This window comes from Pseudomonas sp. GW821-FHT07G06 (genome assembly GCF_058986625.1).
This window is the reverse complement of record NZ_JBYSVW010000001.1, coordinates 390,390-409,662: the sequence shown is the minus strand read 5'-3', so window position 1 is coordinate 409,662 and position 19,273 is coordinate 390,390. Positions and strand designations below refer to the sequence as shown.

The 19,273-nt window shown below is 60.5% G+C and carries 21 protein-coding genes; 8 read left to right on the top strand and 13 right to left on the bottom strand.

What is annotated here, in order from left to right:
- Positions 1-46: 46 nt before the first annotated feature.
- Positions 47-1,345: a mechanosensitive ion channel family protein gene (locus AC3WJW_RS01730; RefSeq protein ID WP_493724913.1), complete on the bottom strand. Its 1,299-nt coding sequence runs from the start codon at positions 1,343-1,345 to the stop codon at positions 47-49.
- A 191-nt stretch (positions 1,346-1,536) separates the two neighbouring features.
- Here AC3WJW_RS01730 and AC3WJW_RS01725 point away from each other — a divergent pair, with 191 nt between their 5' ends.
- Positions 1,537-2,877: a DEAD/DEAH box helicase gene (locus tag AC3WJW_RS01725; RefSeq protein WP_007972492.1), complete on the top strand. Its 1,341-nt coding sequence runs from the start codon at positions 1,537-1,539 to the stop codon at positions 2,875-2,877.
- 63 nt (positions 2,878-2,940) lie between these two features.
- Here the strand turns inward: AC3WJW_RS01725 and AC3WJW_RS01720 are convergent, their stop codons facing one another.
- Together AC3WJW_RS01720 and AC3WJW_RS01715 are read right to left on the bottom strand one after the other, a co-directional pair.
- Positions 2,941-3,219 carry a hypothetical protein gene (locus AC3WJW_RS01720; RefSeq protein ID WP_493724912.1) on the bottom strand — a complete coding sequence of 93 codons (279 nt, stop codon included), beginning with the start codon at positions 3,217-3,219 and terminating at the stop codon, positions 2,941-2,943.
- Positions 3,220-3,413: 194 nt separating this feature from the next.
- Positions 3,414-4,148 carry a DUF899 domain-containing protein gene (locus AC3WJW_RS01715; RefSeq protein ID WP_493724911.1) on the bottom strand — a complete coding sequence of 245 codons (735 nt, stop codon included), beginning with the start codon at positions 4,146-4,148 and terminating at the stop codon, positions 3,414-3,416.
- A 194-nt stretch (positions 4,149-4,342) separates the two neighbouring features.
- On the opposite strand from AC3WJW_RS01715, the gene AC3WJW_RS01710 reads away from it, so the two are divergent.
- Positions 4,343-4,735, top strand: a complete 393-nt coding sequence (locus tag AC3WJW_RS01710) for a transcriptional regulator (RefSeq protein WP_493724910.1) — start codon at positions 4,343-4,345, stop codon at positions 4,733-4,735.
- Positions 4,736-4,857: 122 nt separating this feature from the next.
- Here AC3WJW_RS01710 and AC3WJW_RS01705 read toward each other — a convergent pair whose 3' ends face one another.
- The 3 genes from AC3WJW_RS01705 to AC3WJW_RS01695 all read right to left on the bottom strand — a co-directional run bounded on the left by AC3WJW_RS01705 (position 4,858) and on the right by AC3WJW_RS01695 (position 6,923).
- The gene (locus AC3WJW_RS01705; RefSeq protein ID WP_493724909.1) at positions 4,858-5,727 is read right to left on the bottom strand and encodes a DUF6279 family lipoprotein; all 870 of its coding nucleotides are present in this window, start codon (positions 5,725-5,727) and stop codon (positions 4,858-4,860) included.
- A gap of 78 nt (positions 5,728-5,805) precedes the next feature.
- On the bottom strand, positions 5,806-6,528 hold the full coding sequence (locus tag AC3WJW_RS01700; protein WP_493724908.1) for a TorF family putative porin: 723 nt from the start codon (positions 6,526-6,528) through the stop codon (positions 5,806-5,808).
- Between the two features lie 206 nt (positions 6,529-6,734).
- Positions 6,735-6,923, bottom strand: coding sequence for a PFL_1563 family small protein (locus AC3WJW_RS01695; protein ID WP_015096330.1), 189 nt, complete (start codon positions 6,921-6,923; stop codon positions 6,735-6,737).
- A 350-nt stretch (positions 6,924-7,273) separates the two neighbouring features.
- On the opposite strand from AC3WJW_RS01695, the gene AC3WJW_RS01690 reads away from it, so the two are divergent.
- Positions 7,274-8,110: a CvfB family protein gene (locus AC3WJW_RS01690; RefSeq protein WP_007972500.1), complete on the top strand. Its 837-nt coding sequence runs from the start codon at positions 7,274-7,276 to the stop codon at positions 8,108-8,110.
- 180 nt (positions 8,111-8,290) lie between these two features.
- A complete protein-coding gene (locus AC3WJW_RS01685; protein WP_493724907.1) occupies positions 8,291-9,223 on the top strand; it encodes a DMT family transporter in 933 nt (310 codons plus the stop codon).
- On the opposite strand, the gene AC3WJW_RS01680 is transcribed toward AC3WJW_RS01685, so the two are convergent.
- A complete protein-coding gene (locus tag AC3WJW_RS01680; protein WP_493724906.1) occupies positions 9,168-10,349 on the bottom strand; it encodes an MFS transporter in 1,182 nt (393 codons plus the stop codon). The two genes, AC3WJW_RS01685 and AC3WJW_RS01680, sit on opposite strands and share 56 nt — an antisense overlap.
- Positions 10,350-10,453: 104 nt before the next feature.
- Here AC3WJW_RS01680 and ptrR point away from each other — a divergent pair, with 104 nt between their 5' ends.
- Both ptrR and AC3WJW_RS01670 read left to right on the top strand, forming a co-directional pair.
- Positions 10,454-11,347, top strand: coding sequence for a putrescine utilization regulator PtrR (ptrR, locus tag AC3WJW_RS01675; RefSeq protein ID WP_493724905.1), 894 nt, complete (start codon positions 10,454-10,456; stop codon positions 11,345-11,347).
- Positions 11,348-11,482: 135 nt separating this feature from the next.
- Positions 11,483-11,611: a PA1414 family protein gene (locus tag AC3WJW_RS01670; RefSeq protein WP_007972508.1), complete on the top strand. Its 129-nt coding sequence runs from the start codon at positions 11,483-11,485 to the stop codon at positions 11,609-11,611.
- Positions 11,612-11,789: 178 nt separating this feature from the next.
- Here AC3WJW_RS01670 and AC3WJW_RS01665 read toward each other — a convergent pair whose 3' ends face one another.
- The 6 genes from AC3WJW_RS01665 to speB all read right to left on the bottom strand — a co-directional run bounded on the left by AC3WJW_RS01665 (position 11,790) and on the right by speB (position 17,421).
- A complete protein-coding gene (locus tag AC3WJW_RS01665; RefSeq protein ID WP_493724904.1) occupies positions 11,790-12,047 on the bottom strand; it encodes a phosphopantetheine-binding protein in 258 nt (85 codons plus the stop codon).
- 70 nt (positions 12,048-12,117) lie between these two features.
- Entirely contained in the window at positions 12,118-12,843 is a 726-nt protein-coding gene (locus AC3WJW_RS01660) for an MBL fold metallo-hydrolase (protein ID WP_493724903.1), read from the bottom strand.
- A gap of 85 nt (positions 12,844-12,928) precedes the next feature.
- Positions 12,929-14,308, bottom strand: a complete 1,380-nt coding sequence (locus AC3WJW_RS01655) for a sodium:solute symporter family protein (protein ID WP_493724902.1) — start codon at positions 14,306-14,308, stop codon at positions 12,929-12,931.
- Positions 14,309-14,471: 163 nt separating this feature from the next.
- Positions 14,472-15,983 carry a purine-cytosine permease family protein gene (locus AC3WJW_RS01650; RefSeq protein ID WP_493724901.1) on the bottom strand — a complete coding sequence of 504 codons (1,512 nt, stop codon included), beginning with the start codon at positions 15,981-15,983 and terminating at the stop codon, positions 14,472-14,474.
- A 55-nt stretch (positions 15,984-16,038) separates the two neighbouring features.
- Positions 16,039-16,461 (bottom strand): YybH family protein, encoded by a 423-nt coding sequence (locus AC3WJW_RS01645; protein WP_102698930.1) that lies wholly within the window; start codon positions 16,459-16,461, stop codon positions 16,039-16,041.
- 9 nt (positions 16,462-16,470) lie between these two features.
- A complete protein-coding gene (speB, locus tag AC3WJW_RS01640; RefSeq protein ID WP_007972517.1) occupies positions 16,471-17,421 on the bottom strand; it encodes an agmatinase in 951 nt (316 codons plus the stop codon).
- 334 nt (positions 17,422-17,755) lie between these two features.
- Here speB and AC3WJW_RS01635 point away from each other — a divergent pair, with 334 nt between their 5' ends.
- Both AC3WJW_RS01635 and AC3WJW_RS01630 read left to right on the top strand, forming a co-directional pair.
- The gene (locus AC3WJW_RS01635) at positions 17,756-18,649 is read left to right on the top strand and encodes a LysR family transcriptional regulator (RefSeq protein WP_007972518.1); all 894 of its coding nucleotides are present in this window, start codon (positions 17,756-17,758) and stop codon (positions 18,647-18,649) included.
- Between the two features lie 5 nt (positions 18,650-18,654).
- Complete coding sequence (locus AC3WJW_RS01630; protein WP_493724900.1) at positions 18,655-19,248, top strand: tRNA-uridine aminocarboxypropyltransferase; 594 nt, start codon at positions 18,655-18,657, stop codon at positions 19,246-19,248.
- Positions 19,249-19,273 lie beyond the last annotated feature (25 nt).

The following is a 19,273-nucleotide window of genomic DNA, read 5'->3' as shown; positions in this document are numbered from 1 at the left end:
TCAAAAGATCGCAGCCTGCGGCAGCTCCTACAGAGGATTTTTGGTGTTACATGACGTGTTTTTCTGGCTCGGGGATGTGGCTGGCGCCCAGCACCGCCGGTAACAACCCGGCTCTCAAATCCGTCCCGCTCGGCTGCTGATACAGGCTCAACCCGAACTCCGGCAGCACCGCCAGCAGGTAGTCGAAAATATCCCCCTGGATCCGCTCGTAGTCGGCCCATGCCGTGGTGCGGGTAAAGCAGTAGATTTCCAGTGGAATACCCTGGGCGGTGGTCTGCATCTGGCGAACCATGCAGGTCATGTTCGGCTGGATCCCCGGATGACTCTTCAGGTAGGCCAGCGCATAGGCGCGCAAAGTACCGATGTTGGTCATCCGCCGGCGGTTGGCCGACATGGCTGCGACGTTGCCCTGGGCCTCGTTCCAGGCCTTGAGTTCGGCCTGCTTGCGGGTCATGTAGTCGGTGAGCAAGTGCACCTGGGACAGCTTCTGCTCCTCGTCGTCGCGCAGGAAGCGCACGCCGCTGGCATCGATGAACAAGCTGCGCTTGATCCGGCGGCCACCGGAAGCCTGCATGCCGCGCCAGTTCTTGAACGACTCGGACATCAGGCGCCAGGTCGGGATCGAGACGATGGTCTTGTCGAAGTTCTGCACCTTGACCGTGTGCAAGGTGATGTCCACCACATCGCCGTCGGCGCCCACCTGGGGCATTTCGATCCAGTCGCCGACCCGCAGCATGTCGTTGCTGGTCAATTGCACGCTGGCGACGAACGACAGCAGCGTGTCCTTGTAGACCAACAGAATCACTGCCGACATCGCACCCAGGCCCGAGAGCAGCAACAGCGGCGAGCGGTCGATCAAGGTCGCGACGATGACGATCGCGCCAAACACGTACAACACCATTTTCGCCAGTTGCACATAGCCCTTGATCGAGCGGGTACGGGCGTGTTCGGTGCGGGCGTAGATGTCCAGCAGGGCATTGAGCAGGGCGCTGACCGCCAGCAGCAGAAACAGGAAGGTGAAGGACAGCGCGACGTTGCCGAGGAAATTCAGACTGGTCTTGCTCAGGTTCGGCACCAGATTGAGACCGAACTGGATCACCAGCGAAGGCGTGATCTGCGCCAGGCGATGGAACACCTTGTTCTGCAGAAAATCATTGACCCAGTGCAAGGCCGGCTGGCGGCTGAGCATTTTGGCCGCGTGCAGGATGAGGTAGCGCGCCACCCGTCCGAGGAACAGCGCAAGGGCCAGCAACAGCAGCAGCGCCAGGCTGGAATGTACGAGCGGGTGCTGGTCGAGGCCCCCCCAAAGGTCCAGGACGTTGATCCAGAGCTGTTTGATATCCATGGTCAAAACGATTCTTCTGTAGGGCGCGAGAGGCGATTAGAGCATTTAAGACGCTTTGTATTGCGTTTTGGGAAAAACAAGGCAACAAAAAACCAACTGTTTACCGCCATTTGCATAAAGAAACTCGGCCTGAGCGCTCGAAACCGTTACCCTATGCAGCTGTTTTTTTGCATTTCTTCGAGGTAGCACCCGTGTTTTCCCAATTCGCCCTGCACGAACGCCTGCTCAAAGCCGTGGCCGAGCTGAAATTTGTCGAGCCAACGCCTGTGCAAGCCGCGGCCATTCCGCTCGCGCTCCAAGGGCGTGACCTGCGGGTGACGGCGCAAACCGGTAGCGGCAAAACCGCTGCATTCGTTTTGCCGATCCTCAACCGTCTGATCGGCCCGGCGAAAATCCGCGTCAGCATCAAGACCCTGATCCTGCTGCCGACCCGCGAACTGGCCCAGCAGACGCTGAAGGAAGTTGAACGCTTCTCGCAGTTCACCTTCATCAAGTCCGGCCTGATCACCGGCGGCGAAGATTTCAAGGTCCAGGCCGCGATGCTGCGCAAGGTGCCGGACATCCTGATTGGTACGCCGGGCCGGATGATCGAGCAACTGAACGCCGGCAACCTCGACCTCAAGGAAGTCGAAGTCCTGGTGCTCGACGAAGCCGACCGCATGCTCGACATGGGCTTTGCCGAAGACGTGCAACGCCTTGTGGACGAATGCACCAACCGTCAGCAGACCATGCTGTTCTCCGCCACCACCGGTGGTTCGGGCTTGCGCGAGATGATCGCCAAGGTCCTGAACAACCCTGAGCACCTGCAGCTCAACGCGGTCAGTCAGCTGAACGACACCACCCGCCAGCAAATCATTACCGCTGACCACAACCAGCACAAAGAACAGATCGTCAACTGGCTGTTGGCCAACGAGACGTACCAGAAGGCTATCGTCTTCACCAACACCCGGGCCATGGCCGACCGTATCTACGGCCGCCTGGTGGCGCAGGAATACAAAGCGTTCGTGCTGCACGGCGAGAAAGACCAGAAGGATCGCAAACTGGCGATCGATCGCCTGAAGCAGGGCGGCGTGAAAATCCTCGTGGCCACCGACGTCGCCGCTCGCGGCCTGGACGTGGACGGCCTGGACCTGGTGATCAACTTCGACATGCCGCGCAGTGGCGACGAATACGTGCACCGTATCGGTCGTACCGGCCGCGCCGGTAACGATGGCCTGGCCATCTCGCTGATCTGCCACGGCGACTGGAACCTGATGTCGAGCATCGAGCGCTACCTCAAGCAGAGCTTCGAGCGCCGCACCATCAAGGAAGTCAAAGGCACCTACGGCGGACCGAAGAAGGTCAAGGCCTCGGGCAAGGCTGTCGGCGTGAAGAAGAAAAAGACCGACGCCAAGGGCGACAAGAAGAAAACTGCCGCCAAGACCCCGACCAAGCGCAAGAGCGCCAACCGGCCGAAGAGCGACTCCCTGGTCAGCAAGGACGGCATGGCGCCGCTCAAGCGCCGCAAGCCGGAAGCGCCAGCGGCTGAGTAAGCCACTGTAATCGACCCAGGAAAAACCCGGACAGTGTCCGGGTTTTTTTATGCCTGGCGTCTATCAGCTTTCGGCTTTCTTCTCGGCAGCGCCCAGCTCCTTCAAGCGCTGGTCGATCAACTGGCACTTGTCTGGCAAGTCTTTCGAGGCAGTGCCCAGATCCATTTTTTGCAACTCGTCATTGATCTCTTTGGCCTTGGTCGGGTTCTGCTCGGTGAGCTTGGCCACTTCCCGGGCCAGTTGTTCGCGTTTGGCGGTGGCTTCCTCGGGAGTGCAGGCCCAGGCGGGCAGGGCACAAGCGAGGGCAGCGGCGAGAGTGAGCTTCTTCAGCAGTGGTTTCATGGGGGCGGGCCTCAGTTCCGGTCAAGGCGGGTTATCCGGTTGAGCGCTGGCCCTTGGGGAAAGTTCAGTCTGTGAAATTAGCGTGGGTTGTCAGGGCCCCTTCGCGGGCAAGCCCGCTCCCACTGGTTTTGTGAGCAACACGGAAAACTGTGGGAGCGGGCTTGCCCGCGAAGGCCGCGCCTCGGTGCCTGGGGCTAACCACTGTGGCAGCAACTCGACTTCGCCTGTTCCTCATATTTGTCATGGTGGCGCACCCACTCCATGATCTCCTCCTCGTTGCGGCCCTTGGGCGTCAGGTCGAGGTAGTTGTAGGCGCCGACCAGCATGTCCAGACCACGGGCATAGGTGGAGTAGGTGTGGAATATTTCGCCGGCTTCATTGCGATAAAACACGCTGAGACCGGGGAGTTCTTCCTCGACGCCGTCGGTTTTTTCGTAGTTGTACGTAGCCTTTCCTGCGGCGACCTCTTCGGCCCGGGCACAGACGCCAAAGTCGTAGTTGAAGTCGCATCCTTCCGACGACACCCAGTCGAACTTCCAGCCCATGCGCCGCTTGAACGCCTGGAATTCAGCGAAGGGTGCGTGGGAAACCGCCACCACGGCAATGTCGTGGTGGGCCAGGTGCTGGTTGGCGCCGTCGATGTGATCGCTGAGGTACGAGCAACCGGGGCAGCCCTCGTCCCAGCCTTCGGCGAACATGAAGTGGTAGATGACCAACTGACTGCGGCCGCCGAACAGGTCCGCCAGTTTCAGTTCGCCATTGGGCCCCTGGAAATGGTAGTCCTTGTCGATTTTCACCCAGGGCAGGGCGCGGCGTTCGGCGCTGAGTTTGTCCCGTTCCCGGGTGAAGGCTTTCTCGTGGATCAGGTGCTGTTTGCGGGCGGCGAGCCATTCTTCCCGCGACACGACGGGGTGATTCTGGATGTTCATGTTGTGTTCTCCTGCGTGGGGCTGGGAGGTGACGTACACAGCCTAGTCGTTTGGCTCGGGTGGAATTCGACATACCGCCGGTCGGTCATCGGTGAAAGGCCGTCTGAACGGCTGTCGGGCGTACCGGTCACAACCTGTAAGGCCCGTTCAATTGCTCGGGCATCCATCGAACGGACACCGGAGGTTGAATCAGGATGACGACTTACAACTGGGACTTGATTGAGCGCTTGCTGCATGAAGTGCAAAACAGCGCGGGCCACAACTTCACGCCGCGGCCTTATGCCGAACAGCATGCGGCGCAGAAGGCCGCGGAAGGCGAGTCGATTGAAAATCTTGATCACTTGAAAACGGTGGCTGGCGAGTACGAAAAGCTGCTGCTGTTGCGTGGCTATATCGAGCCACGGCCGGAGGACGAAGGGGGGACGGGCGCCAATTACATTCTGACGGCGCGGGGATCGCGTTTGTTGAGCCTGATCGACAGCAGTATTCCCGGTAATGATCACCCGCGGCAGGTGCTCGATGAGCAGGAGGATGCGCTGGATGAAGCGACATTCGATGAGGTGGCGTCGAAGGCGCAGATTGCCTGATGCGGCGTACACCCCGTGGGAGCGAGCTTGCTCGCGATGAGGCCATCACATTCAAGATTGATTTTGAAGGTGAGACCGCTATCGCGAGCAGGCTCGCTCCCACAGGGGGATTTGTGTTGCACTTAGTCTTGTTTCGCCGCTTTCAGGCACTTCAAGTCGCTGAAGTCCTTTCTCACACCTTCGATTTTCTTCAGTAATCGCTCACGCTGGCTCGGTGTGCTTGCCGCCATGAGATCCACGAACAGCGAACGTGCCTGGGCCTCGGTGTTGGCAAAGGCCTGACGATAGGCGGGTGTCCACAAACTCTCGCGATTGATCAGAAGTGTCTCGATTCGTTGTGGGAATTGTGGACTGTGGCGTTGCGCAACGGCCGCGCTGAACTGTTTCTGCCAATGGACACGATTGGCCAGCCACTGCGTATTCTGATCACCCAAGGCCTGGGACCATGCGGCGACCCGCTGTTGCTGGGTGTTGTTCAGTGGGCCGAGCCAGTCGTTCAGGCGCTTCTCCATGCGTGCGCTGCGCTCCTTGATCTGCTGGTCGAGGGTGGGCTTGAGGTATTCCTCCTGGCGTTTGCGCCGGTCCCTGGCGAAGGCATCGTTCATTTCGGCGACTTGCTTGTCATCCAGCCCTTGCAGCAACTCGATGGCCGACGGGGTGATTTCCCGCGCGGTCTCGGCGATCGCCTGTTCGGCTTCGTGGGCACGGGCCTTCAAGGCGGCATCGGTGACCTGGTTGGTCGCGATCATGGTTTGCAAGCGGTCCAGCCAGTCGAGGTAGCCGGGCAACTGGGTGGTGCAGTGCCAGCTCAGGTGTTCCTTCAGGCGTTCGTCCAGCCAGCTTTTCTGCTCGCCGTTCATGTCCAGGTAGTCGCTGAGCGTCCACGGGATGATCACATCGAGATTGCGGTAGGCCAGGCCCACGCGGCTGCACGCGCCGAGGGCGAGGGCAACGGTCAACACAACGGCGATATGTTTGAACCAGCGGGACATGGACGAATCCTTGCGAAGACCAGTCTTCGGGGGGCTGATTCTCTTGTGAACCCATGAGGGGGCCGGCAGTTCAGCCAATCAATAGAACGCGTGTTCGGCCTTGAGCGTCACCAGCCCGTCGCATTGGCTGTTGTGCCCGGCATAGGCCGAGCAACCGCTGCCGCTCAGGCTGGAGTCACTGTAGATCAGGTCGAGGTCGATGCCCATGAACGGGCGGGACAATTTCAGTGACCAATCGGTAAAACTGCCTACATACCCGCCATCCACCGCCACTGGCGTATTGAATTGGTGGGTGGTGTATTTCAGGCTGATGCCGACACCGAACGGTTGATTGCCGCTCAAGTCAGCGAACAGCGTGTTGTTCTGTTTGTCCGGGTCATTGCTGAAGGCGATGCCGAAACGGCTGCCGAGCAAGGTCAGGCCGCCGAACAGTTCCTGGCTGTCAGGGGTGGTGACTTCGGGGTAGCTGTAGCGGATCAGGCCCACTTCGTAGCCGAGGGTTTGGTCGAAGGGTTGTTTAAAGCCCGCGTAGGAGTCGATCTCGAGGTCTTTCCCCGGGCTGATGCCCATGCTGGGTGACCATTGGCCCACGTAGAAACCGCTGTCGTGGCTCAGGTCCAGGCCTCCGTGGAACGAACCGACGGCCGAGGGTTTGACCAGGCCTTGGGCCATGCTGCGGGTGGGGGTGGTGCCGAGCTTGAGGTCGAAGGCACCCAGTTCACGCTGAAAGATTTGTGCGTGTGCTGCGGAGCAAACCAACAGACCGCCGAGCAATGCCGATAAACAGGAAGGTTTGAACATGCGTCACTCCATGAACAGCGAGGGCAGGCTGGCGAGCCCGCTGAAACGCTTGATCCAGACGCGTGCAAGGATACCGGCGAATGATCGGCAGCGAAGGCCGTTCGTCGATTTCCATGGAATTGAAGGGGGGCTGGAGGGAGTGAAGAGGGTTCCAGTCCAAGCGCTTCGAGGCTCAAAGCGCTTTGGGACCAGGTGACGCGAGGGGGTTACTTTTTGCCCAGGGTGATCTGCTTGGACGGGCCGAACGTCTGGCCGCTGACGCCTTTGGCAATTTGCTGGATTTCACCGCCGGACTTGAGGAACGCTGCGATCTGGCTGTTGATCGACTCGCTGGTTTCAACGGCTGGAGCTGGCTTTGCTTTGCTGGTGGATGCTTTTACGCGCATGGCGGCCATTAACCTGTAGAAAATTAACTTGGCCAGGCATCGTACAGGAATTACCTGATAATTGCTTGGCAAATATCCCCTCGCAATACGCGTGAGGTCGGGGTAATCAGTCCTCGGACAATATTCGAAATATACGTCTAAGCCGCTGTTTTAAATAAGAACATGCCTTGAAAAATACCGCGTTACGCTTGTCTGGGCATGGCGTAAATGCCCGGATCGGTCTGACGAGCGGCCAGGCATGCGATGAAAGCCCGTGAAAATCAAGGCCTTCAGAGGATTTTCTCGTGCCACCGGGCCGGGGGCCAAACGAAGCGCTTAAAACCGGGTAGAATGCCGCCCACGCAATGAGGGTATTGGACATGGCTTTAGTCGGGCGTTACAACAGTTTACAAGTGGTTAAACACACTAACTTCGGTTTATATCTGGACGGTGGCGCGGATGGCGAAATCCTTCTGCCAAATCGTTATATTCCAAAAGATATTCCTAGCGAAGATGAAGACTGGCTCAACGTTTTTATATATCTGGACAGCGATGACAAACTCATCGCCACTACTGAAAAGCCGAAAGTTCAAGTGGGTGAATTCGCCAGTTTGAAAGTTGTTGAAGTCAACAGCATCGGCGTATTCCTGGACTGGGGCTTGCCCAAGGACCTGTTGCTGCCGTTCTCCGAAGAGAAGCGTCAGATGACGGCGGGCGAGTATGTGGTGGTACACGTCTACCTCGACAAGCACACCCGCCGCATCACCGCGACCGCGCGCCTGGACCGCTACCTGGACAAGACCCCGGCCAACTACACGGCTGGCCAGGAAGTGGACTTGCTGGTGGCCGAAGCCACGGACATGGGCTTCAAGGCCATCATCAACAACAAGCATTGGGGCCTGATCCACAAGAACGAAATCTTCAAGTTCATGCGTGCCGGCAAAGAAGAAAAGGGGTTCATCAAGGAAGTTCGCGCCGACGGCAAGATCAGCCTGAGCCTGCAGCCGGTCGGTCAGGAAGCGGCCACCAGCCTGAACTCGAAGATCCTCGCCAAGTTGCGTGAAAACAACGGCACCCTGGCCGTGAGCGACAAGAGCGATCCGGCGTTGATCAGCAGTCTGTTCGGTGTCAGCAAGGGCAACTTCAAGAAGGCCATTGGCGCGTTGTACAAGAATGGCCAGATTGTCATTCATGCCGATCGCATTGATCTCAGTTGATCCCACTCTGCCCCTGTAGGAGCTGCCGAAGGCTGCGATCTTGATTTTAAGGATCAAAAGATCGCAGCCTTCGGCAGCTCCTACAAGGGCATTTTCCGGCCTTCTGGTTGATAATCGACAGCCGGGGTCTTGCTTTTACTGCCGAGTCTTTGCCATGGATTGTGTCTTCGAGGTGTTCCGGTGAGCGCCACCCGGCGCAGTACCGACGGGTTTGCCCTGCAAGTGATGGTCGGGCTGTGCCTGGTCTGGGGCGTTCAGCAGGTGATGATCAAGTGGGCGGCGGCCGATATCGCACCGGTGATGCAGGCGGCCGGACGTTCCGGCATGTCGGCGTTGCTGGTCGGGCTGCTGATCTGCTGGAAGGGCGGCTGGAACCAGGTGAGCACGACCTGGCGCGGCGGTCTGCTGGCCGGTGCCTTGTTCGGCCTGGAGTTCTTCTTCATTTCCGAAGGCCTGCAACTGACCACGGCGGCGCACATGTCGGTGTTCCTCTACACCGCGCCGATCTTCACGGCATTGGGTGTGCACTGGTTATTGCCCAGTGAGCGCTTGCGACCCCTGCAATGGCTGGGGATTGTCCTGGCCTTTATCGGGATTGCCATCGCGTTTGCCGGCGGGGTGTCCTGGGACAACCTTGATTACCGCATGTTGATGGGCGATGCCTTGGGGGTGCTGGCGGGGGCCGCCTGGGGCGCGACCACGGTGGTGGTGCGCGCCTCGCGCCTGTCGGAAGCGCCGGTGACCCTGACGCTGTTCTATCAGTTGATTGTCGGTTTCTTCGGTTTGCTGTTGATCGCGCTGCTCAGCGGCCAGATCACCCATGTCAGCCTGACCACCGTGGCGGTCACCAGTGTGCTGTTTCAGGGCGTGGTGGTGTCGTTCTTCAGTTACCTGGTCTGGTTCTGGCTGTTGCGCCGTTACCTGGCGGCGAACCTCGCGGTGTTTTCGTTCATGACGCCGTTGTTTGGCGTCACCTTTGGTGTCGTGCTGCTGGGCGAGGAGCTGAGCCTGAACTTCATCCTCGGTGCCGTGCTGGTGTTGGCGGGCATCACCTTTGTCAGCGCCGAGCAGTGGCTGCGCCGTCGTTTGCGCAAAGCTCTGGGGCAGCACTGACCGGCGCGAGCAACAGACCGCCGGCGACCAGCAAGCCGCAGCCGGCGACCACCAGTGCCGGCTGCAAGCCGCCACTGAAATGACTGCTGAGCGCCGCCAGCAATGGCCCGCTGAGCTGGCCCACGGCAAAGCAGGCCGTCAGCAGGCCGGCATTGCGTTGGGTGGCATGTGGAGCCAGTTCCCGGGAACGCTGGATCACCAGTTGCATGCAGGCCAGGAACGGCGTGCCACACAGGATCACACCCAATGCCAGCCCCGGTCCGTTGGCCAGCAGGCAGGCGAACACGCCCGCAGCTTGCAGCCATAACGTTGCCATCAACCAGCGCCGCGTTGCGCCCGCTTTTTGGCGACACATACTCACCAGCACCACCCCCGTAGCCGCCGCAAGTCCGAAGCACGGCCAGAACAGGTCGGCCTGCCATTGACCATGGAATTGCGCATTGGCCATTTGCGACAGGAAGGTCGCCGGGATGATGTAGCCCAACCCGTACAAGCCGTAGATCACGCCCAGGCGAGCGATGCCTTGAGTGCCCGATGCGCCGGCGCCGGGCGCAGCGGTCGCGGTTGCGCTCGCTTGCGGCAGGAACGGCAGAATCCCCAGCAGCATCGCCAGCCCGGCGGCGGCGTACACCAGCCACAAGGTGGCGGAAGTCTGGCCCAGCAGATTGGAGCCCAGGGCCAACAAACCTGTGAGAAAAATCCCCAGGCCCGGTCCGGCGAAGACCAGAGCGCCGAGCCGGGGACGACCGGCCGCTGCCGCGAGCGGCTGGCTCAGTGCGGTGATCATCACCAACACCCAGGCGCTGGCCACACCGGTGCCGAAGCGCAGCAGCAGGTGCGACCAGAACCCGTTGGCCCAGAACGACGCCAGGGTCAGCAGCACGCAGAGCCACAACCCGCCCAGCAAGCGCCGGCGCACTTGCGCGGGACGCCGGGAAAACATGGCGTCCACTGCGCCGATGAAGTAACCGAGGTAGTTGGCGGCGGCAATCAGCCCGGCGGCGGTCAGGTCGATCTGACCTTCGCTGAGCAGGTGTGGCAGTTGCGGCGTCAGGGCAAAACGGCCGATGCCCATGGCCATCATCAGGGCAACGAAACTGGCGGATAAGCGAATCAGGGGAGACATGGTCTGGATACCGTTCAGAGGATCGATGACCGTCAGGCTAGGGCTGATTGACTTTCTTTAAAAATGAATAATAGTGAGTAACTTGTTCTTTTTTGGAGAATCTCGTGGAGTTCAGCCAATTACGCATCTTCCAGGCGGTGGCGGAAGAAGGGTCCATCACCCGGGCCGCCGAACGGCTACATCGAGTGCCGTCGAACCTGTCCACCCGGCTCAAGCAGCTGGAAGAGCAACTGGGTGTAGAGCTGTTCCTGCGCGAGCGTCAGCGCTTGCAGCTGTCGCCTGCGGGAAAAGTCCTGCTGGACTACACCGCCAAGCTGTTTGCGCTGCGTGACGAAGCCAGCGCGGCGGTGCAGGGCGGGCAACCGGCGGGCGACTTCGTGCTCGGCACCATGTACAGCACGGCGGCTATTCACCTTCCAGGGCTGTTGGCGCGCTATCACCGCTTGTATCCGGCGGTGAACCTGCAAGTGCAATCCGGTCCCAGCGGTGAATTGCTCGAAGGCCTGCTCACCGGTCGACTCGACGCGGCGCTGGTGGATGGCCCTATGGAGCTGGCCGGGCTCGACGGTGTGCCCTTGTGCGAGGAGCGCCTGGTGCTGATCAGCGAGGCCGATCATCCGCCCGTGCGCAACGCGCTGGATGTGGAAGGTCGCGCGGTGTTCACCTTTCGCCAGGGCTGCTCCTACCGCATGCGCCTGGAGGCCTGGTTCGCCCATGACCATGCGGCGATGGGCCGGGCGATGGAGATCGAGTCCTATCCGGGAATGCTTGCGTGTGTGATTGCCGGTTCCGGTGTGGCGCTGATGTCGGAGTCGATGCTCGCCAGCCTGCCGGGCCGCGAGAGTGTGGCCGTGCATCCGTTGGCCGAGCCGTTTGCCAGCGCGACCACCTGGCTGATGTGGCGCAAGGGCATGGTCGGGGCCAACCTGAATGCCTGGATCGAGCAGCAGCAGGCGGTTTTTCCGCAGGCGCCGGTGCAGGCGCGGGAAATTGCCTGAACGCTGGCTGATTGTGATGGATTCAGTAACAGATCATTGCGACTTTGCACGAGCATTGCGTAGGACTTCGGACTATTATCAGTGCGAAGGGGCTACAGAATTTTGGCCGCTCGGCACTACCCTGAAGGGGGCACCATGAAAGAGAAAATCCAAAACTGGCTGCATGACCTGGGCGTGGCGCTCGGCTTGATCGAACCGCCTCTGCAACCCGTGCCTGTTCGTACTGACGACGAGCAACGTCGGCGCCAGCAGCGACGCCGGTAATGGCTCCGGATCGCTAGTGAGAGGGGCTTGCTGTGGCGAGGGAGCTTGCTCCCGCTGGGCTGCGAAGCAGCCCCAAATAGTCACTGAGTTTTAGCAGGTCATTGGATTGCAGGTTTTGCGACTGCTGCGCAATCGAGCGGGAGCAAGCTCCCTCGCCACAAAGTGCAATGCTCGCAACTCAGCCTCCATCCCGCCCGATCTCCAGCAAAAACCGGCTCAAATCATTCACCGTCCTGGCGGTCTTGAGCATCCGGTCTTCTTCCACGGTAAACGCCGTCACACCCAACTCATCTTCCAGATGGAAGATCAGTTCTTCGATATCTTTTCTGTCCAATCCCAACTGCGCCAGGCTGGCGTTGTCGTCGAAGTCATCCCGGCCTTCCAGCAGGCGGCTGATGTAGCGATGTACGACAGCACGAAGGGCGGCTTCTTTCATGATCGTTCTTCGAGGAGGTGGGTGCAGTTCTCCCTGCCGGTACAGTCCCTGCCGTTGAGTACAGCAGGCTTTAGCCGTGTGAGCGCTGCCATTCGTCAATCATGCTGCGCAAATGCTCTCCGGAAAAACTGCCGAAATGCCCGCCATGCACCGTGCGGATCGGCAGCGCATGCAGGCGTTGCAGGCTGCGTGCGTAGTCCTCGAGGTTGGAATGGTAGGCGTCTTCGATCAGCGGCCCGTCGTAGATGATGTCGCCGCTGAACAAGGTCTCGGTGGCGGCTTCGTACAGGCAGATGCCACCCGGCGAGTGTCCCGGTGTGTGCACGACCTGCAACACGCGGTTGCCCAGGTCCAGCACATCCCCATCTTCGATAAACCCCGTGGCCGGCGCGGCCTTGACCCGGTATTCGGCGTAGCACAGCGGGCAATCGGGGTGCGCTTCGAACATGTCGTCGCCGACAAAGGCTTTGCTCAAGTCGTTGTCGCCATTCGGCGCGGCCAGGATGTCCGCCTCGGCCGGATGCACCAGGCGCTCGGCGAATTCGTGATGACCGGCGATGTGATCGAAATGGCAGTGGCTGGCCACGGCCACCAGCGGCCGCTCGGTGATCCATGGCAGTTGCTCGCGCAGGCTGACCAGGCCCGAGCCGCTGTCCAGCAGCAGGTCCTTGTCACGGCCCTGGATGTGCCAGAGGTTGCAGCGGTAGAAAGGCCGGATGTACGGCTCGTGAATCAAGCGGATGCCGTCGCTGAGATGTTTGACTTCGAACCACTGATCGCGGCTGACGATCTTCATGAGCAGTTTCCTTCAGACGAAAAAAAACGGGTGTGGCAACCGACGCCACACCCGTCGAAGAAAGCATCAAGTCGTTATGTTCAGCTTAGGCAGCGCTGGCCACTGCTGCCGTGCGGCGGGACATCAAGCTCACCACCACGAAGCTCACCAGGCCTACACCGAGGCTGTAGTAGATCGGGGTGTTGGCGTCCAGGCCGTCCTTGAACATGAACAGCAGCGCGGTGGCGAAGCCCATGCCCATGCTGGCGATGGCGCCGGCGGTGGTGGCGCGTTTCCAGAAGATCGCGCCCATCAGCGGGATCAGCATGCCGCCCACCAACAGGTTGTAGGCCAGGGTCAGGGCGCTGATCACGTCGTTGACCACCAGGGCGATACCCAGCACCACAATACCGGTCAGCATGGTGACCAGGCGGTTGAGGCTCAGGCTCGACTGTTTGCCGCCGCGCAGTTTCGGCAGCAGGTCTTCGGTCAGGGTGGTGGCAGCGGCCAGCAGGCCGGCGCTGGCGGTGGACATCATGGCGGCCAGTGCGGCAGCGATCACCAGGCCACGGATACCGTCTGGCAGGGACAGTTTGACGATGGCGGCGAAGGCGTTGTTGACGTTGTCCAGATCCGGGATCAGTACGTGTGCAGCCATGCCGATCAGGGCGCAGGCCAGACCGTAGAGGATGCAGTAGATACCGGCAGCGGTACCGGCAACCTGAGCCACTTTGGCAGTCTTGACGGTGAACACCCGTTGCCAGATGTCCTGACCGATCAGGATGCCGAAGAAGTAGATCATGAAGTAGGTGATGATGGTGTCCCAGCCGATGGTGGTGAAGCTGAAGCTCGCCGCCGGCAGTTTCATTACCAGCTCATCCCAGCCGCCGACGCGGTACATGCAGATTGGCAGCAGGATGAACATCAGGCCCACGGTCTTGATCACGAACTGGACGATATCGGTCAGGGTCAGGGACCACATGCCGCCAATGGCCGAGTAGATCACCACGACGCCACCGCCGAGCAGTACCGAGATCCAGAACGGCAGGCCGAACAGCACTTGCAGAACGGTGCCGATCGCCAGGATCGAGGTCACGCCGATCATCAGCGCGTAGGCCAGCATGATCACCGCGCTCGCGGAGCGGGCCATCGGGTTGTAGCGTTTTTCCAGCACCTGGGTAACGGTGTAGATCTTCAGTTTCAGCAGCGGTTTGGCGAGGAACAGGTTCAGCGCCACGATCCCGCAACCCAGCGCGGCACACAGCCAGAAGCCGGAGATGCCATGCACGTAACCCAGACGCACGGTGCCCACGGTGGATGCGCCGCCCAGAACGGTGGCAGCCATGGTGCCCATGTACAGGCTTGGGCCGAGGTTACGACCGGCGACCAAAAAGTCTTCGTTGGTCTTGGCCTTGCGCATGCCGTAATAGCCGAGCAGCAGCATCGCGGCGGCGTAGATGAGTACAACGAATAAATCCAAAGCCATTATGGCGTGTCTCCGATTGTCTTTTTTATGCGAAACAAAGGCGTTTCTGTGGGGCTGCTTTTTGTGGGAGCGAGCCTGCTCGCGAAGGCGTTCGGTCAGTCACATCGATGTTGAATGTGCCGCCGTCTTCGCGAGCAGGCTCGCTCCCACAAGTGGATCTGTGTCAGGCGGGCTGACGTATTTCAGGTTTTGCAACGGCGCTGGCACCACGGCTACGAACATCATTCGGGCCGAACACTTCCCGCGATTCCGGGAACAGGCTCAGCAGCGCCAGGTACACCAGCGAGGCCAGGCCCAAGGTCACAGGCAGGCTGATGTCGATGCCACCGGCTATTTCGCCCAGTGGCCCGACAAACTGACCCGGCAGGTTCACGAAGCACAGGCCGACGGCCGCGCTCGGGATCCAGGCACCCAGGCCACGCCAGTTCCAGCCGTGGGTGAACCAGTAACGGCCACCTTTCTCGCCGCGGGTGAACACTTGCAGGTCATCGGGGCAATAGAAGCCGCGACGCACCAGCAGGCCGATGATCATGATCACCATCCAGGGAGTGGTGCAGGTGATGATCAGCACGGCGAAGGTCGACACGCTCTGCACCAGGTTGGCCGCGAAGCGCCCGATGAAGATGAAGGCAATTGACATCACACCGATCAGCAGCGTGGCCTTGACCCGCGACAGTACCCGTGGGAATACGCTGGACATGTCCAGGCCGGTGCCGTACAGCGAAGTGGTGCCGGTGGACATGCCGCCGATCACCGCAATCAGGCACACCGGCAGGAAGAACCAGCTCGGCGAGACTGCCAGCAGGCCGCCGACATAGTTGTTGGCCGCGATGTAGTCCGGTGCCTTGATCGCTACGATGGTGGCGGTGGTCAGGCCGAACAGGAACGGGATGAACGTTGCGATCTGCGAAATCACCACCGCCGCCATGATGCGGCGCTTGGAGGTGTCACGCGGAATGTAGCGCGACCAGTCGCCGAGGAACGCACCGAAGGAAATCGGGTTGCTCATGGCCACCAGTGCCGCACCGATGAAGGCGGCCCAGAAACCGGGTTGGCCCATGTTGACGCTACCGGCGTAGTTCGCATCGAAGGGACCTGCGAAGGCGAAGATGCCCAGCAGGAACAGCAGGCTGGCACTCCATACCGCGATCTTGTTGACCCACAGCAGGAAGCGGAAGCCATAGATGCACACGGTCAGCACCAGGATCGCGAACAGACCGTAGGCCAGGCCCAGGGTCAGGTCGGTTTCCGGCAGGCCGATCAGGCGTTTGGCGCCACCGATCAGCGCATCACCCGAACTCCACACCGAGAGCGAGAAGAAGGCGATGGCGGTCAACAACGACAGGAACGAACCGACGATCCGCCCGTGCACGCCGAAGTGCGCACCGGAAGACACGGCGTTGTTGGTGCCATTGATCGGGCCGAACAGGCCCATTGGCGCGAGGATCAGCGAACCCAGCAACACGCCCAGCACAATCGCCCAGACGCCCGCCTGGAAAGACAGGCCGAACAGGACCGGGAAACTGCCGAGTACGGCAGTTGCAAAGGTGTTGGAACCACCGAAGATCATCCGGAACAAGTCCGTCGGGCCTGCGGTGCGTTCGTTGTCAGGGATTTGTTCGACCCCGTAGGTTTCAATTTGCGTAAGGCTTTGGTCTTTGTTGTTGTTATTCATGATCAGCTCCGATCATAAAGGCGCGCTCATCGTGCGTGAGCGTCACCTGTGTTGGCTAAGGGGGTGGCAGCCCTTCCGGCATCGCGGACAAATGTTCGTGGCAGGCCAGCCATAGGCCTTGTTGTTCTTGGCCAGACGCTTGTTTCTTGAAAACAATCGTCTCGCGCTCCTGGCTAAAGTGCTGCTCCCCTTGCATGCGCAGCTCGGTGGCTACGTCATGGATGAAAATCGCCACGTCACCCTGCAGGCTGACGAAAGCGTTGCTCGAGGTGCACGAGAGCACCTCGAAGCCATCCTCGGCGCGCCAGCCGTCCCACATCGCCTGGTAGGCGTCGCGCGACAGCAGGGGCTTTTCGAGGGTGTAGAAGACGAAGCTGGCATCGGCGCTGAAAGCGCCGAAGTAGGCTTCGCGATCGTTACGGGCAAAAGCGGACACCAGATCGGCGGCGGCTTTCAGAACCTGATCGCGTTCGTTCATGAATCATCCTCAGCGGTGGACTACGCCAGGCAGTACGCAGAGCATTTCGTACAGCAGGTTGGCGGCCAGCAGCGAGGTGTTGCCGGTGGTGTCATAAGCGGGCGAGACTTCTACCAGATCGCAACCGACCAGGTCGAGGCCTTGGCAGCCGCGAACGATCTCGATCGCCTGAATGGTCGTCAGACCGCCGATTTCCGGGGTGCCGGTGCCTGGTGCCCAGGCCGGGTCGATACCGTCGATGTCGAAGCTCAGGTAGACAGGACCGCCACCGACTTTCTCGCGGACTTCAGCCATCAACGGCTCCAGCGATTTGTGCCAGCACTCTTCGGCCTGAACCACGCGGAAGCCCTGGTTGCGGCTCCAGTTGAAGTCGTCAGCGGTGTAGCCCTGGGCGCGCAGGCCGATCTGCACCACGCGGTCCGGGTCAATCAGGCCTTCTTCAACGGCGCGACGGAACGTGGTGCCGTGGGCGATTTTCTCGCCGAACATGTGATCGTTCACGTCAGCGTGAGCGTCGATGTGCACCAGGCCGACCTTGCCGTGCTTTTTATGGATGGCACGCAGGATCGGCAGGGTGATGGTGTGGTCGCCGCCCAGGGTCAGGGGGATCACGTCGTGTTCGAGGATGTTGTCGTAGGACTCTTCGATGATCCGCACGGCATCCAGCAGGTTGAAGGTGTTGATCGCGATGTCGCCGATGTCGGCAACCGACAGCGAGTCGAACGGCGCAGCGCCAGTGGCCATGTTGTACGGGCGGATCATCACCGATTCAGCGCGGATTTCGCGAGGCCCGAAACGGGTGCCAGGGCGCAGCGAGGTACCGATGTCCAGCGGCACGCCTACGAAGGCAGCGTCCAGGCCGGCAGCGGTATTCAAGTGGGGGAGTCGCATCATGGTGGCGATGCCGCCGAAGCGCGGCATTTCGTTGCCGCCCAGTGGTTGGTGAAGAATCTTGTCCACGGGTAGGGCCTCATCGTCGTTGTTTTATTTATAGGGTTGCGCCGTTCACGGAAGGTACGGGCACCGTTGTGGGCCGATTCTGCGAAATGTAGTGGCCGGGAAGAATCGCTACGGGCAAATACTTAGTTCAGATTTTTCTAAACTAATGGCCAGGGCGGCGGTAGACTTCACCACTCGTTAAACAGCTGATGGCTAACCCTGTAGGAGCTGCCGAAGGCTGCGATCTTTTGATCTTTGTTCTTGGCGACCATGAAATCGCCGAAAATCAAAAGATCGCAGCCTTCGGCAGCTCCTACAGGAGACAGCTGGAAATCAAATGGTGTCAGGAGTATCCATGGCCAACGCTTTACCCGACCTGAAACTGTTGCGCATCTTCGTCAGCGTGGTGCGTCATCAGGGCTTCGCCAACGCCCAGCAGGAGCTCAACCTCTCGACGTCGGCCATCAGCACCTACATGAGCCAGCTCGAAGCGGCCCTCGGCCTGGTGCTCTGCCATCGCGGTCGTGGCGGGTTCAGCCTGACCAGCAAGGGTGAGTTGTTCCATCAGGAAACCCTGCGTCTGTTGGGCGAGCTCGAAGGCTTCGAGCAGTACGCCGCCGCCCTCAAGGGCGAGTTGCGCGGCACCTTGAACCTCGGGGTGATCGACTCCACGGTCAGCGACAAGGCCCTGCCGTTCGCCGAAGCCATCGGCGCCTACAGCCAGGAACATCCGGCCGTGCACTTGCACCTGTCGGTGATGAGCCCTTACGAACTGCAGCTCGGCGTGCAGGACAACCGTCTCGACCTGGCCATCGGTGCATTCTCCACGCGCATGAGCGGTCTGGTGTATATGCCGCTGTACCGTGAGCAACACTGGTTGTATTGCAGCACGCGGCATCCGCTGTTCAACGAGCGGCGCATTCCCGAGCAGGTCATCACCCAGCAGCGCATGGTCGGCCGTGGCTACTGGAGCCAGGCCGAGCTGGCGCGTCACGGCTTCAAGCACAGCGCCGCGACCGTGGAAAGTATGGAGGCCCAGCTGATTCTGGTGCTGTCGGGCGCCTACATCGGCTACCTGCCGGAGCACTACGCCCAAGCCTGGGCCGACAAGGGCGACTTGCGGGTGTTGCTGCCGGCGACCTTTGGTTATCAGGCGCCGTTCTCGATGATCGTGCGCCGGGGCCGTAGCCGCGAGCCACTGATCCAGACGTTCCGTGATTTGCTTAAAGCCCAACTGAATCAGGCGTGAAGAAGATGTCCAGAATCCAGTGCCCGCGCTGCCTGCGTCCGCAATCTCACTGCCTGTGCCCGTTAATCCCGCGCCTCGACAGCCGCACCCGGGTGTTGCTGTTGCAGCATCCGAGCGAAGTGAACCATGCGCTGAATACGGCGCGGTTGGCGGCGTTGGGCTTGAACAATGCCGAGTTGATCGTGGGCGAGGTGTTCGAGGATTTGCCGGTGTTGTTGAATCAGCCTGGATATACGGCGCGGTTGTTGTTTCCGGGCGAAGACGCGCAGCCGATGAAAGCCTATGGCTCCTCTGATGAATCGATGTTGCTGGTCGTCCCGGATGGCACCTGGCGCAAGGCACGCAAGATGCTGCACCTCAATCCGCTGCTGGCGGCGTTGCCGAGGGTGACGCTGGCCGAAGGCGGTGTGTCCCGTTATCGGCTGCGCAAGGCACCGGGACCTGGGGCGTTGTCGACAGTGGAGGCGATTGTGCAGGCGCTGGAAACCCTCGAAGCACCGACTTCGTTTGTGCCGTTGTTGAAGCCGTTCGAAGCGTTGATCGAGGGGCAGATTGCGGCGATGGGGGAGGAGGTTTACCAGCGTAATCATGGAGGGTGAATCAAAGGATCGCAGCCTTCGGCAG

What these genes read in the sequence shown, in the direction of transcription:
- AC3WJW_RS01705 (WP_493724909.1), bottom strand. Translation starts at nt 5,727, where the DNA reads ATGTCCCGCTGGTTCAAACATATCGCCGTTGTGTTGACCGTTGCCCTC.
- AC3WJW_RS01635 (WP_007972518.1), top strand. Translation starts at nt 17,756, where the DNA reads ATGGCCAACGCTTTACCCGACCTGAAACTGTTGCGCATCTTCGTCAGC.
- AC3WJW_RS01700 (WP_493724908.1), bottom strand. Translation starts at nt 6,528, where the DNA reads ATGTTCAAACCTTCCTGTTTATCGGCATTGCTCGGCGGTCTGTTGGTT.
- AC3WJW_RS01660 (WP_493724903.1), bottom strand. Translation starts at nt 12,843, where the DNA reads ATGAAGATCGTCAGCCGCGATCAGTGGTTCGAAGTCAAACATCTCAGC.
- AC3WJW_RS01645 (WP_102698930.1), bottom strand. Translation starts at nt 16,461, where the DNA reads ATGAACGAACGCGATCAGGTTCTGAAAGCCGCCGCCGATCTGGTGTCC.
- AC3WJW_RS01720 (WP_493724912.1), bottom strand. Translation starts at nt 3,219, where the DNA reads ATGAAACCACTGCTGAAGAAGCTCACTCTCGCCGCTGCCCTCGCTTGT.
- AC3WJW_RS01695 (WP_015096330.1), bottom strand. Translation starts at nt 6,923, where the DNA reads ATGGCCGCCATGCGCGTAAAAGCATCCACCAGCAAAGCAAAGCCAGCT.
- AC3WJW_RS01670 (WP_007972508.1), top strand. Translation starts at nt 11,483, where the DNA reads ATGAAAGAGAAAATCCAAAACTGGCTGCATGACCTGGGCGTGGCGCTC.
- AC3WJW_RS01665 (WP_493724904.1), bottom strand. Translation starts at nt 12,047, where the DNA reads ATGAAAGAAGCCGCCCTTCGTGCTGTCGTACATCGCTACATCAGCCGC.
- AC3WJW_RS01630 (WP_493724900.1), top strand. Translation starts at nt 18,655, where the DNA reads ATGTCCAGAATCCAGTGCCCGCGCTGCCTGCGTCCGCAATCTCACTGC.
- AC3WJW_RS01690 (WP_007972500.1), top strand. Translation starts at nt 7,274, where the DNA reads ATGGCTTTAGTCGGGCGTTACAACAGTTTACAAGTGGTTAAACACACT.
- AC3WJW_RS01730 (WP_493724913.1), bottom strand. Translation starts at nt 1,345, where the DNA reads ATGGATATCAAACAGCTCTGGATCAACGTCCTGGACCTTTGGGGGGGC.
- AC3WJW_RS01655 (WP_493724902.1), bottom strand. Translation starts at nt 14,308, where the DNA reads ATGGCTTTGGATTTATTCGTTGTACTCATCTACGCCGCCGCGATGCTG.
- AC3WJW_RS01715 (WP_493724911.1), bottom strand. Translation starts at nt 4,148, where the DNA reads ATGAACATCCAGAATCACCCCGTCGTGTCGCGGGAAGAATGGCTCGCC.
- AC3WJW_RS01710 (WP_493724910.1), top strand. Translation starts at nt 4,343, where the DNA reads ATGACGACTTACAACTGGGACTTGATTGAGCGCTTGCTGCATGAAGTG.
- AC3WJW_RS01650 (WP_493724901.1), bottom strand. Translation starts at nt 15,983, where the DNA reads ATGAATAACAACAACAAAGACCAAAGCCTTACGCAAATTGAAACCTAC.
- AC3WJW_RS01680 (WP_493724906.1), bottom strand. Translation starts at nt 10,349, where the DNA reads ATGTCTCCCCTGATTCGCTTATCCGCCAGTTTCGTTGCCCTGATGATG.